This window comes from Rhodoferax sp. XS2R6 (genome assembly GCF_056521365.1).
This window is the reverse complement of the sequence record NZ_JBWMAY010000001.1, coordinates 17,340-30,047: the sequence shown is the minus strand read 5'-3', so window position 1 is coordinate 30,047 and position 12,708 is coordinate 17,340. Positions and strand designations below refer to the sequence as shown.

The following is a 12,708-nucleotide window of genomic DNA, read 5'->3' as shown; positions in this document are numbered from 1 at the left end:
TGTGTACCCATGAAAAATTCCAAGCCAACTGCCAACCCCAGTGACAGCGCCGCGCAGGCACTGCGGCAGTTTCGGGTGGTGTTTAACGCGGTCAGAACGCACTTTCGACAGGTTGAGCAAGAGACCGGTTTGGGCGGCGCCCAGGTCTGGGCACTGAGCCTGATCCAGAAAAGCCCTGGGCTGGGTGTCGGCGACATTGCCACCCATATGGACATCCACCAGTCCACCGCCAGCAACCTGGCCAAGGTTTTGCTCAAAAAAGAGCTGATCACCCTGTCCAAATCCGATGGTGACAAACGGGTGGTGGAGCTGCGCGTGACACCGGCAGGCAAAAAGGCGCTGAAAAAAATGCCCGGCCCGTTTGAAGGCGTGTTGCCCGACGCGTTGCGGCAGCTGGATGATGAAACCCTGGCCAACCTGAACCGCGATCTGGAAAAACTGGTGCAATTGTTGGCAACGGATGAGGACGCGGGCAGCATTCCTCTGGCTCAGCTGTAGCCACGCAAGCGGTGCTACCAAATGTTGCCTAGGGTGCAGCGCCTGACTTTTCCAAACTTGGTTTAAAAATCCGATAGCCGTTTTTGCCAGCGTATTTGGCTTCGTACATCGCTTGGTCTGCCTGTTTTAGCAGGTCGCTGGCGGTGCAGGGCTGGCCGGTGTACACCGCGGCGCCCACGCTGGTGGTGCACGCATGGGAGATGTCCAGAATCTGGTAGGGGAGCGCCAAACTGGTGATGATTTTTTGTGTCACCGCTTCCACCCAGTCGCCTGCATGCTCGGTGTTCTCGTGCTTGCTGTTCAAAATCATCACGAACTCGTCGCCGCCAAAGCGGGCCACGGTGTCAGATTCGCGCACGCAGGTATTCAGCCGTTTGGCGACTTCTTTGAGCAAGACATCACCGGCCTCGTGTCCCTGGGTGTCGTTCAGTGACTTGAAGTTGTCCAAGTCCAGAAACAGGACGGCAAAGCTGGTCTTGTCACGTGTGGCCTTGGCCAGGGTGAGGTGCAACCGGTCCATGAGAAGGCGGCGGTTGGCAAGGCCGGTGAGTGTGTCGTAAAACGCCAGCCGGTGGATTTCTGCTTCTGCGGCCTTGGCTTTGGAGATGTCCCTGGCAATCTTGGAGGCGCCAATGACCCGGCCTTTCGGGTCGTACACCGGCGAGATAGTGACGGAGACATCCACCAAATGGCCGTCGCGGTGGCGTCGTTGGGTTTCAAAGTGGTCTACCTTCTCACCCCGGGCAATACGGGCCAGAATCTCGGGCTCTTCGTGTTGGCGGTCGTCTGGAATGATGGTTTGCATGGGTTTGCCAAGCATGTCGTTGGCCGTGTAGCCGAATATCTTTTCGGCACCATGGTTCCAACTTGCAATAATGCCCTGCATCGTTTTGCTGATGATGGCGTCGTCGGAAGAGTCAACGATGGCTTTGATGTGCATCAGATCCAGCTCTGCCAGCTTGCGCTGTGTTTGTGCAATCCAGCCCAACACGCTGTCGGCACGTTGCTGGTCCACCTCGATCGGGGATACAAAATCTCCACTGCCCAAGTTGGCAATGGTTTTTTGCAGCTCCGGGATCGAGCAACCGATGATCATCTGAAGTTGTTGCCGCAGTTTGACAATCAGGACAACCAACAAAGCGCCAAACACAAATAGCGACGTGATAGCCATCTTCAGCCGCAGTTGGGCTTCGTTCACGGCGGCCTGTGTTCGCTGGGTGATCAGGCCTTCGGTCAGCACAATCGGTTGCATGACCTCGGCCTTGATCGACAAAAAATGGTCATCCACCAGCATCTTCAAGGCCTTCTCCCGCTTGAGGGGATTGGTGGGCGAGTCTTCTTCGATCAAGGCCATGGCCTGGTGCTCAATCTGAACCAGTGCGTCGGAGCTGGCCTTTGACTTTTTGAGGTTTTCCAGCTCGCTATCGGTGACGCCTGCCTTGCGCATCAGTTCTAGCAGGGGGACGGCATCGCCCTGTGCTTCGGTTGCGTCTGGCTGCTGAGCCGCCTTGATGGCTTTGAAATCCCAGTACGCCAGACTGTAGTTAAGCGGCCTGGGGCGGTTGCCATCGCGAATGTCGATCACCGCCTGGAATTGCTCTTTGAACGCCGGGTTGCCGGTGGTGACATAGGCCCGAACCAGGCGGGTCAGGTCGTTGGAGGATTGGCGCAGTTCTTCTGCCAGGCGGATGGACAACATTCTGTTTTCCAGCGCACGCTCGTACTTCGCTTGCCCATAGGCCAGAACCACAAAGCTGACGACCAGCAAACAAACGATGCTGAGCATCAAGTACAGGTAGAGGCTAAAACGCGATGGTTGGCTCTTCCAGAACTTCATCTAGGCCGCATCCTTCCTGACTGCAAGGCGGGTTGCCCTTGTGGTGGGCAACGTGTACCTCTTGTGTAACCAGTCTAGCACCAGCACCCATTGGCAGTTGCTGCGCGTGCACACATGCGGGCGGCTTTTTACCCAGTATCAGATCATGTTGCGCAGCGACTGCGCGGCCCCCTGCAACGCCGGCAGCACGCGCTGCACGGCGGTGTCGGTGGTTTCGTTGTGGATGGGCATGACGATGCTCAAGGCGCCCTGAATGTCGCCCTTCATGTCGCGCAGCGGCACGGCCACACCGCGGCAGTCCAGGTCAAACTGGCGCTCCGATATGGCCCAGCCCTGGCGTTTGAAGGTGGCCAGGTTCTGCTGAAACTGCGCCTTGTCGGTGATGGTGTGCGGCGTGAAGGCGGACAGCTCGCGCTGCGACAGCCAGTGCCGGATGTAGTCGGCCGGTTGGTGCGCCATGAGCAGCAGGCCGGCCGCGGTGACATGGCTGATGACACGTGCGCCCAGCACAAAGCCCGAGTTCATGACGCGGTTGGGGCCGTTGCGGGCCACGTAAACAATCTCGCCCTCGTCCAGCACGGCCAGGTAGGCAATCTCTTGTGTGGCAGCTGAGATGCGTTGCAAAAACGGCTGCGCCAGGCGCGGCAGCCGGGCCGAGGCCAGGTAGTGCTGGCCCAGCCGCATCACGCGTGGGGTGAGCCAGTAGTGCTTGCCGTCGGTGGCCACAAAACCCATGTGCTCCAGCGTGAGCAGGTAGCGGCGCGCGGCAGTGCGGGCCAGGCCACAGCGTTCGCCCACCTGGCTGGCGCTGAGCCGGGGGTGTTCTTCGTCAAACACTTCGATGACGGAAATGCCGCGCTCCAGGCCGGCAATCCAGTCGCGCGCCAGCAGCTTGCTGGTCTTGCCAGCGGGCAGGGCGCTGTCCTGCGTGGTGTCGCCTGATTGGGTGTTCATGGGCCCTACGTACTTCCCCTAGAAACGTTTATTCATCGCTCGCTTGCGTTTGATAATCGCACAAAAATGGCTTCCTCCCCACGGACGCGTGGCATTTGCTTCGTAAAGTAGCCGGGCAGCACACCGCACCGCGGCACCACCCAAGACCAACGAGGAGACCTCCCATGACACGCATGCACACACTGGCCCGATTCGCCCTGAGCGGGGTTCTGGCGTCCTGTTCTTTCCAGGCCCACAGCCAGGACATCAAGATCGCCAACATCGTGGAGCTCTCGGGCGCGGGCACCACCTCGGGCACCATGTTCAAGAACGGCGTGGAGATGGCCATCAAGGAGATCAACACGGCCGGCGGCATCTTGGGTCGCAAGATTGCTTTCACTACCGAAGACACGCAAAGCCAGCCCGGCGTGGCCAAGGGCCTGACGCAAAAGGCCGTGGACAACGAGGTGTTCGCCATCTTTGGCCCGGTGTTCTCGGGTTCCATCATGGTGTCCATGGCCGAGAGCCGCCGTGGCGAAACGCCCAATTTCACCGGTGGTGAGGCCGGCAGCATCACCGCCCAGGGCAACCCTTATGTGTTTCGCACTTCGTTTGGCCAGAGCATTGCCTTCCCCAAGCTGGCGCGTTACATCAACGCCAAGTCCAAAAAGCTGGCCGTCATCTACGTGAACAACGACTTTGGCAAGGGCGGGCAAACCACCATCAAACAGCTGCTGGCCAACTCGCCCACCCAGGTGGTGGCCGAAATCTCCACCGAGTCCGGCCACATCGACTTCTCGGCCGCCGTCATCCAGGCCAAGCAGTCGGGCGCCGATGCGGTGTTTGCCTATACCAACGAAGAAGAGTCGGCCCGCCTGCTGCGCGAACTGCGCAAGCAGGGCTGGAACAAACCCATCATTGGCGAAACCACTCTCACCAGCGCCAAGGTGGTGGAGTTGGCTGGTGAGGCCGCCAACGGCGCCGTGGCCCACGTGGGCCTGACGGTAGAGGCACCCCAGTTGCAGGACTTTGGCAAACGCTACCAGGCGATTTACAACTCGGTGTCGGACCACAACGGCGTGAAGGGCTACACCGGTATGTACGTGCTCAAGGCCGCCATCGAGAAGGCCGGCAAGCTGGACCGCAAGGCCGTGGCCGCGGCCATTCGTAACAGCTGTTTCTCGGCCAAGCAGCAGGCCGGCATCTTGATGGACGTGTGTTTTGACGACAAAGGCGACATCGACCGCGAGAGCTTCATCACCGAAATCCGCAATGGCAAAACCGTGGTGGCCGAAACCCTGCCACCGCTGAACAAAAAGTAAATCTGTTAACCCGTACTTTGGAAAATAACTGCATGTCTGAACAACGCTTTGTACTGGCCGGTGTCATGGGCTGGCCCGTGGCGCACACCCGCTCGCCCGTGATCCACAACCACTGGATTGCCAAGCATGGGCTCAAGGGCGCCTATGTGCAGCTCCCGGTCCAGCCGGACCGGCTGGAGGCCGCCATCCGCGGGCTGCCCGCGCTGGGCTTTGCGGGCTGCAACATCACCGTGCCGCACAAGGTGAATGCCATGCAACTGATGGACGAGCTGCACCCGCAGGCCGCCCGCATTGCCGCCATCAACACCGTGGTGGTGCAGCCCGACGGCCGCCTGCTGGGCGTTAACAACGACGGCATCGGCTACATCCAGAGCCTGCGCGATGCCAACCCCGTCTGGCGCGGCGACGCCGGCCCCGCGCTGGTGCTGGGCGCCGGTGGTGCGGCCCGTGCCATTGTGGTGGCCCTGTTGGACGAAGGCGTGCCCGAGCTGCGCATTACCAACCGCACGCAAGAGAAAGCGCAGGCTCTGAAAGACGCCTTTGGCGACCGCGTGACCGTGGTGCCCTGGGCCGAGCGCAACCAGGCCATGGCGGGTGTCAGCCTGCTGGTGAACACCACCACGCAGGGCATGCATGGCCAGCCCGCGCTGGACGTGCAGCTGGACGACTTGCCCGCCACTGCCATGGTGTCGGACGCGATTTACATTCCACTGGAAACGCCTTTGCTGGCCACTGCCCGGCAGCGGGGCCACCAGACGGTGAACGGCCTGGGCATGCTGCTGAACCAGGCACGTCCGGCCTTCCTCGCCTGGTTTGGCGTGCTGCCGGGTATCACGCCGGAACTGCGCGCCGCGGTGCAGGCCACGTTTTAGGTGGGGCAGGGCGTGGGCATTTTTGACATCCCCAAGATCGACGGGCACTGCCATGTGCTGGACCCCGCGCGGTTTGCCTATGGGGCCGACATCCCGTACCACCCGGCCGGGCAGGAGATTGGCACGGCCGACTACTTTCACCACGTGTTAGACGCCTACGGCGTGCGGCACGCCCTGCTGGTTGGTCCCAATTCGGGTTATGGCAACGACAACCGTTGCCTGCTGGACGCCATTGCGCGCGGCCAGGGCCGCTTCAAGGGCATTGCGGTGGTACCGGCGGACACCTCTACCGCTGCGCTGCAGGATTTGCAGGCCCAAGGCATCGTGGGCGTTGCGTTCAACGCCGCCTTGCACGGCTTTGCCTATTACCAGGACATTGCCCCCTTGCTTGCGCGCCTGGCGGCGCTGGGCATGTGGGCACAGTTCCAGGTCAGCAAAGACCTGCTGCTCGATTTTTTGCCGATGATCGAAGCGTCAGGTGTGCAGGTAATGATCGACCACTGTGGCCGCCCGGACCTGGCCGATGGCCCCGATGCGCCGGGCGTGCGGGCGTTGCTGCAACTGGGCGAGCGCGGCCGTGCCGTCATCAAGCTCTCTGGCTTTGCCAAGTTCTCACAACAGGCCTACCCGTTTGACGATGCCCGCGCCCACGTACGCCGCGTGCTGGACGCGTTTGGCCCCGAGCGCTGCATCTGGGCGTCTGACTGGCCCTACCTGCGCGCGCCGTACCGGCTGGACTACGGCACCTTGCTTCGCCTGACCGAACAGTGGTTCAGCCCGGACGAGGTCCGGCAGATGGTGTGGGATGCACCGGCGCAATTGTTAGGGTGGTGAGGGGGCAAGGTGGTGTCGGTTTCTTCGCAGCCACTGCGACGTGAAGCTGCTTTGGGCATTGGGCGAACCTGTAGCCCTTGGCATGGCTGCGCTGTGCTGCCGTTGCTGACTATTTTCGGATCGACTTAGCCACTGCAGCTGCTTCCAAGGCCATCTCTGCTGCCTGTGCCGCAGCGCTAGTTGCCCGCACGGTGGCCCGCGCTGCTTCGGCGGAGGCTTGAATAGCAGTTTCTTCTGCCTGAAGAGCGGCTGCAGATGCTGCTGCGGATGCGGCAGCAGACGCGGAGGCTGCGGCTTCCGATGCTGCCAGCGCGGCCAGACTGGCGGCCTCAGCCGCTGCCTCTGTTGCCTCAATGACGTACTGTGCGGAGCCTTGTATGCCTGCATCTGCCTGGTTGAAGATATACAAAGAGGCCGCAGCCACGGCTGCATTCATGGCATTTTTGCAGGCCTGGGTTGCTTTTTCTGCGGCGATGGCCGCACGGATTGCCGCTTCCAGTGAATTGGCTGTTAGCGCCTTCATGGTCGATAGCGCATCGGAGTAGCGTTTGTTGACAACCAGGTAGCCGCTGCGAAGCGCTGCAATCTCCGCTTCAAGTTCGGTTAGCTTGGCAAAAATCAGGCTCTCTGAGTCGGTCGGCATAGCGCGCGTTCCTTTGGAATGAATAGGGTGCGCATTGGATTGCCGCAGGCGCAGTCTAGGGGTGAACACCGGATCACCCAGGGTTTATTTTTTTTGTTTGCACAGGCCCTTGGTCTGTTACCCCACAGATAAATCGGTTGCGAGCTCTTAATCTGCGGTGGCAAGCCAGTTTCTGGCCTGCATGTTTGCAGACGACACCCAACTAAGGAATACGCACCATGAACAAAGATCAGATCAAAGGCAGCGCAAAAACCGCCGCGGGCAAAGTCCAGGAGGCTGCTGGCAAACTGGTGGGTAGCAAAGAGCAGCAGATGAAGGGATTTGGCAAGCAGCTGGAAGGCTCCGCACAAAAAAGCATTGGCAATGCTACGCAGGCGATCGAAAACGCCAAGGCTGCATTGAAGGGCTCACGCACATCACGTTAATCCCTTTCAGCAGTGGGCGGTCACGCACAGAGACCTGCCTGCTACTTGCCTCACTGGAATAGTTTGTTCAAACCATTGAGGGCAGAAGATCCGTTCTTCTCATATTCGGCCCGGCTCTTGATGTCTGCCGCCGTTACACCACCCGTCAGGTTGGCTTGACTCAAAGGGATATGTGTTGCTGCACCCCGGCGAGAAAGTTGGAAAGAAGCAACGTGGCAATTTGCCGCCGTGTCGGGTTTGTCGGGCGTGATACGGATGGGACTTTCTGCTTCCCATGAGGTGGCGATGTTGGTGCCAAAGAAAAATGCCTTGGGTGATGCGGGTGTTGTGAGGGCCGTTGTCGCGGAAAAGAATCCATCGGCTGAATTGCGCGAGAGGTGCTGGCAGTTGCACGGGGGCTGCGATGACCCCGCGTAGATCAAGCATGACGGCGGCTTTGGGTCCATTGGAATTCACGCTGTGAAAATGCCCACACCATGCGTGACGCGTCCGGGCCTGCTGGGTCTGAAAAAGACTGCGCTGCAGAACCACCGCTCCAGGCGTGACCCAAACCCCTGACCTCCGCCAAGCTTGCAACCACACGCTGCCCCACTTTCCAGTCGTGTACGGTCACTGGGTAACGCGCACCGCGCTGTACCCCCCGGGGGGCAACGGCAGTGGCATCTGATGCCGCAGCCCAGCGCTGAACCGTTAACGCCCCATTGGACGGTACGACCACGGCATCTCTATCACCGTGTATGACCAGCAAAGCGGGCAGCACCGTTTTGGCGGAAAGCGACTTGGTCGTGCCTTTGGGTATGTGGCCCCGCATGGCGGAGAGTGCGGTGGCGGTGGACTCGGCCATTCCTGGCCCTACGCCTGAGTGCATGGCCACCGCCAGAAAACGCTCCGGGGCCTGCAATGCAAGCAACGCCGCCATACTGGCTCCCGCAGACATGCCAGCCACCACAACGCGCCGTGTGTCCACGGGGTAACGGATGCACACCTGGTCCACTGCCGACAGAATGCTGGTGGCCTCCTTGTGTGCGCGGCCCGCGCGTGTGTCAAACCAATTCCAGCACGCCTGCACATTGGCCAACAGCTCCTGCTCGGGGTACAGCACCATGAATCCTGTCGCTGCGGCCAGGCGGTTCATGTGGGTGCTGGCCGCAAAGCTGCGTGCATCCTGGCTGCAGCCGTGCAGCATCACCATCAATGGCATGCCGTGTTCCGCCATATCGGCGGGTGGTTTGAACAGGTGGTAGCGGCGCAGCCCCGCTGCGCTTGTGGCCACACCCGAGCTCCAATGGCTGCCTAGGGGCGCGGTGCGTTTTCGAACCTGAGGTGCCGACTTGATCGCCAGTTTCTGTGCCTTCTTTCCCGCGCGCAAGGCACTGCGGGCCAACGCGACCATCTGGCGTTGCATGGCTTTTGTCCAAAATTTCTTGCCCATCGTTCACCCATAAAAGTTAAACGAACCTTATTGCAGATGCACGCGCCTGAATGTGCGGTTTCACACATACAGATGTCATCTGCAGAACTAAGGTCCAGCTTCGGCATGACGCGGCTATTTGGCCGCTATGCCCCTTTTTTTGCAGTTTATGGATGGGACTTTGCATGCGTATTTCTTCAGCACTTTCAGGTGAAAAATTTCTACACAGGCCCCCCTCGGTAAAGACAGCCCTGCGTATGCGAATGCCACGGAGCTGGCCGAAGCGGGACGCATTTTTATGCACACCAGCCGCACGCAGCCATTCGATTCCCCTGTTTGTGAGCTGAACACTTGACCCCGAAAAAGGCCACGCCATGAAAACATCTCCCCCCGTTCCTCCCACCCTCACCACCAACCAAGGCGTGCCAGTGGGCGACAACCAGAACTCGCTCAAGGCAGGCCTGCGCGGGCCGGTGCTGCTGGAAGACTTCATCCTGCGCGAAAAAATCACGCACTTTGACCACGAACGTATTCCCGAGCGCATCGTGCATGCGCGCGGTTCTGCGGCGCACGGCTACTTCGAGGCCTACCAGGCCTTGCCGGACCTCACCCGTGCGGCCCCGTTCCAGGCTGCCGGAAAAATCACACCGGTGTTCGTACGTTTTTCCACCGTGGCCGGGGAGCGCGGCTCGGTGGACACGGCCCGCGATGTGCACGGCTTTGCCGTCAAGTTCTACACCGACGAAGGCAACTGGGACTTGGTGGGCAACAACATCCCGGTGTTTTTCATCCAGGACGCGATGAAGTTTCCGGACCTGATCCACGCGGTCAAGCCCGAGCCCCACCACGGCATGCCGCAGGCTGCGTCCGCGCACGACACGTTTTGGGACTTTGCCTCGCTCAGCCCCGAGACCACCCACACCCTCATGTGGGTCATGTCCGACCGCGGTATTCCGCGCAGCCTGCGCATGATGCAAGGCTTTGGCGTGCACACCTTCCGGCTCGTCAATGCAGAGGGGCTGTCGCACTTCGTCAAGTTCCACTGGAAGCCTCTGCTGGGCACCCACTCTCTGGTGTGGGACGAGGCGGTTGCCCTGGCCGGTGCGGACTCCGACTTTCACCGCCGCGACCTGTGGGAGGCGATTGATGCCGGTGAATTTCCCGAGTGGGAGCTGGGCCTGCAAATATTCACCGAAGCCCAGGCCGAGGCGTTTAGCTTTGATGTGCTGGATGCAACCAAGCTCATTCCTGAAGAGTTGGTCCCGGTCACACCGGTGGGGCGCATGGTGCTGGACCGCAACCCCGACAACTTCTTTGCGCAGACCGAGCAAGTCGCGTTTTGCGCCGCACACGTGGTTCCCGGCATTGATTTCAGCAATGACCCCTTGCTGGCGGGGCGCATCCACTCGTACATCGACACCCAAATCTCGCGCTTGGGCGGGGTGAACTTTCACGAGCTGCCCATCAACGCGCCCAAGGTACCGGTCCACAACAACCAGCGCGATGGCTTGCACCGCATGGCCGTGCCTACGGGCCGCGTGGCGTATGAGCCCAACTCGCTGGGCGGGGGCTGCCCGTTCCAGGCCGGTGCGGCGGGCTTCAACTCGTTTCCACAACCCGAGCACGGGGACAAGGTGCGTGGCAAACCCGAGAAGTTTGCTGACCACTACACCCAGGCCACCTTGTTCTGGAACAGCCAGACCGACTTGGAGCAGGCCCACCTGGCCGCGGGTTTTCGGTTCGAGTTAAGCAAACTGACCGTGCCCGCCATCCAGGAGCGCATGGTGGCCTCGCTGGTCAATGTGTCCCCCGCGCTGGCCAGCACCGTGGCCCAGGGCCTGGGCATTGCCGTGCCCGCCGCCCTGGCACGCGCAATGCCCCAGCCCCCCAAGCCAGAAGTTGACCGGTCCCCGGCGCTGTCGCTCACCGCATTGCCGGGGGACGGTGGCATTCGCACTCGCAAAGTGGCGATTCTGGTGGCCGACGGTGTGTCGGGTGCGTCCATCGCCACGGTGGTGCAGGCACTCACGGCGGCCGACGCGGTGCCCTGCATCGTTGCCAAAACGCTGGGTGCCATCAACACCTCCGATGGCACGGCCTTGCACGCCACGGCAACGTTTGAGAACAGCTCACCCGTGTTGTTTGATGCGGTGGTGTTGCCCGACGGTGAGGCATGCGTTGCACAACTGACTACCTGCCGCGCGGTGCAAGCGTTCATCAGCAGCCACTACCACCATGGCAAAAGCTTGCTGGTGCTGGGCGCATCGGAGGTGCTGGTGGAGCAAGCGGGCATCAACACCTTTCTGCGCGGCACGGTCCCCGACCCCGGCATCATCCAGTCCACCACCAGCAAGGTGGCAGACGGGACCGCCCAATTCATCCACGCGATAGGCAAACACCGGCACATGGACCGCCTGTTCGCCCTGCTGTAGGCCCCTGGGTATTCCGACCAGACCTTGGGCTAGAGGCCGCCAAAGCATTCACGAAAGGATTCACCATGACTGAAAAATCTGCCAGTGTTTTGTGGGACGGCTCGGGCAAAAATGGCTCGGGCAAAGTCAGTACCGGGTCTGGAGCACTGATGGACTACCCCTACGGCTTTGAGAGCCGATGGGGTGAAGATCGCCGCAGCACCAACCCCGAAGAAATTCTGGGCGCTGCCCACGCCGCGTGTTTCACCATGGCGTTTTCGTTCGCCTGCGAGAAAGCCGGCTTTGCCACCACCACCATCGACACCCAGGCCCATGTGCGGCTGTCGGAGCCGGGCGCTGGTTTTGTGATTGACCGGATTGCGCTTCACATGAATGCCACCGTGCCTGGCATCGATGAAGGCCAGTTTCAGCAGATCGCCACCTCGGCCAAACGCGACTGCCCGGTGTCCAAGGCGCTGGCGGGCGTGGCAGAAATCACGCTGCAGGCTACGCTGGAAACGGGGCCCGTGTGATGCGCTCTGCAAGTTGCTGTCTCAGCGCCCAGTTTTAGTGCCAAAAATGCCTTTGGCCCTTGTGGAATATGCGCAAGCCGCTATCAATTATGTAGCTATATTGTTCTGCCGGTGCTGGCCACCAGCCTGCCCACTTCAGCCAGCGTCTCGTCCCTGACCTGGCTGCTCGCCGCGCTGTCGGCCAGGTAGGCGGTTACAAAAATGGGCGCGCCTTGCGGGGGCAGCAGGATTCCAATGTCGTTGGAGTCGGTCTTGTTGGTGCCCGTTTTGTCGCCAATGGCCCAGCCGATGGGCATGCCGGCTTTGAGCCGTTTGCCGCCTGTGGTGTTGGCCAGAAACCATTGCTGTAGCAACTGGCGCGATGACGGCGAAAGTGTGTTGCCTGTGAGCAGCACCTGCAGGGTCTTGGCCATGGCACGGGGCGATGTGGTGTCCAGTATTCCTTTGCTGACATTGAGCTCGGGTTCGTTGCGGTCCAGCCGCGTGACCGTGTCGCCCAACTGGCGTGCAAACGCGGTCAGCGCTTGGGGGCCGCCATAACTGGCCAGGATGAGGTTGGCCGCCGTGTTGTCACTGGTGGTGATGGTGGCCTGGCAGAGCTGGGCCAGGGTCAGGCCTTCGCCATCGGCATGCGCCTCGGTTACCGGGGACCATGGCACCAGGTCCTGCTTGCGGTAGCGAATTCGCCGCTCCAGTGATTCCTGGCCGCGGTCAACGCGCGCCAGCACCAGGGCGCTTGCCAGCATCTTGAAGGAGCTCAGCATCATGAAACGTTCGTCCGAGCGGTAGCCGTATTCCTGGCCGGAGGCGCTGTCCACCATGTGCACGCCCAGGCGGCCCTGGGCTTTGGCCTCCAGTTTTTGCAGTGCTGCCGTGATCTGCGTTTGTTGATTGCTGGCAAAGCTATTCTTGGGCAAGAGGGGGGTGGTGCCCAAGACGGCACAGGCCATGGAAGCGGAGAAGGTGCGTCGATGCATTGTGGTGGTTCC

General features: G+C 60.9%; 12 protein-coding genes. 7 read left to right on the top strand and 5 right to left on the bottom strand.

Annotated elements, in window-relative coordinates; genetic code table 11:
• Positions 1 to 9 precede the first annotated feature (9 nt).
• Positions 10 to 498, top strand: a complete 489-nt coding sequence (locus AC097A_RS00145) for a MarR family winged helix-turn-helix transcriptional regulator (protein ID WP_479619304.1) — start codon at positions 10 to 12, stop codon at positions 496 to 498.
• 28 nt (positions 499 to 526) lie between these two features.
• On the opposite strand, the gene AC097A_RS00140 is transcribed toward AC097A_RS00145, so the two are convergent.
• Together AC097A_RS00140 and AC097A_RS00135 are read right to left on the bottom strand one after the other, a co-directional pair.
• Positions 527 to 2,335: a diguanylate cyclase domain-containing protein gene (locus AC097A_RS00140; protein ID WP_479619303.1), complete on the bottom strand. Its 1,809-nt coding sequence runs from the start codon at positions 2,333 to 2,335 to the stop codon at positions 527 to 529.
• 138 nt (positions 2,336 to 2,473) lie between these two features.
• Positions 2,474 to 3,289, bottom strand: a complete 816-nt coding sequence (locus AC097A_RS00135; RefSeq protein WP_479619302.1) for an IclR family transcriptional regulator domain-containing protein — start codon at positions 3,287 to 3,289, stop codon at positions 2,474 to 2,476.
• A gap of 173 nt (positions 3,290 to 3,462) precedes the next feature.
• On the opposite strand from AC097A_RS00135, the gene AC097A_RS00130 reads away from it, so the two are divergent.
• Genes AC097A_RS00130 through AC097A_RS00120 form a run of 3 tightly spaced genes read left to right on the top strand, consistent with a single transcriptional unit; the run spans position 3,463 to position 6,296 of the window.
• Positions 3,463 to 4,590, top strand: coding sequence for an ABC transporter substrate-binding protein (locus tag AC097A_RS00130; protein ID WP_479620179.1), 1,128 nt, complete (start codon positions 3,463 to 3,465; stop codon positions 4,588 to 4,590).
• A 32-nt stretch (positions 4,591 to 4,622) separates the two neighbouring features.
• Complete coding sequence (locus tag AC097A_RS00125; protein ID WP_479619301.1) at positions 4,623 to 5,462, top strand: shikimate dehydrogenase; 840 nt, start codon at positions 4,623 to 4,625, stop codon at positions 5,460 to 5,462.
• A gap of 12 nt (positions 5,463 to 5,474) precedes the next feature.
• The gene (locus tag AC097A_RS00120) at positions 5,475 to 6,296 is read left to right on the top strand and encodes an amidohydrolase family protein (protein WP_479619300.1); all 822 of its coding nucleotides are present in this window, start codon (positions 5,475 to 5,477) and stop codon (positions 6,294 to 6,296) included.
• A 109-nt stretch (positions 6,297 to 6,405) separates the two neighbouring features.
• On the opposite strand, the gene AC097A_RS00115 is transcribed toward AC097A_RS00120, so the two are convergent.
• Entirely contained in the window at positions 6,406 to 6,939 is a 534-nt protein-coding gene (locus AC097A_RS00115) for a hypothetical protein (protein ID WP_479619299.1), read from the bottom strand.
• A 218-nt stretch (positions 6,940 to 7,157) separates the two neighbouring features.
• On the opposite strand from AC097A_RS00115, the gene AC097A_RS00110 reads away from it, so the two are divergent.
• A complete protein-coding gene (locus tag AC097A_RS00110) occupies positions 7,158 to 7,364 on the top strand; it encodes a CsbD family protein (RefSeq protein WP_479619298.1) in 207 nt (68 codons plus the stop codon).
• Between the two features lie 418 nt (positions 7,365 to 7,782).
• Here the strand turns inward: AC097A_RS00110 and AC097A_RS00105 are convergent, their stop codons facing one another.
• The gene (locus AC097A_RS00105; RefSeq protein WP_479619297.1) at positions 7,783 to 8,769 is read right to left on the bottom strand and encodes an extracellular catalytic domain type 1 short-chain-length polyhydroxyalkanoate depolymerase; all 987 of its coding nucleotides are present in this window, start codon (positions 8,767 to 8,769) and stop codon (positions 7,783 to 7,785) included.
• 380 nt (positions 8,770 to 9,149) lie between these two features.
• Between AC097A_RS00105 and AC097A_RS00100 the strand changes: the two genes are divergently transcribed.
• A complete protein-coding gene (locus tag AC097A_RS00100; RefSeq protein WP_479619296.1) occupies positions 9,150 to 11,207 on the top strand; it encodes a catalase in 2,058 nt (685 codons plus the stop codon).
• A 65-nt stretch (positions 11,208 to 11,272) separates the two neighbouring features.
• On the top strand, positions 11,273 to 11,719 hold the full coding sequence (locus AC097A_RS00095) for an OsmC family protein (protein WP_479619295.1): 447 nt from the start codon (positions 11,273 to 11,275) through the stop codon (positions 11,717 to 11,719).
• A 95-nt stretch (positions 11,720 to 11,814) separates the two neighbouring features.
• Here the strand turns inward: AC097A_RS00095 and bla are convergent, their stop codons facing one another.
• A complete protein-coding gene (gene bla, locus AC097A_RS00090) occupies positions 11,815 to 12,696 on the bottom strand; it encodes a class A beta-lactamase (RefSeq protein WP_479619294.1) in 882 nt (293 codons plus the stop codon).
• Positions 12,697 to 12,708: the final 12 nt, after the last annotated feature.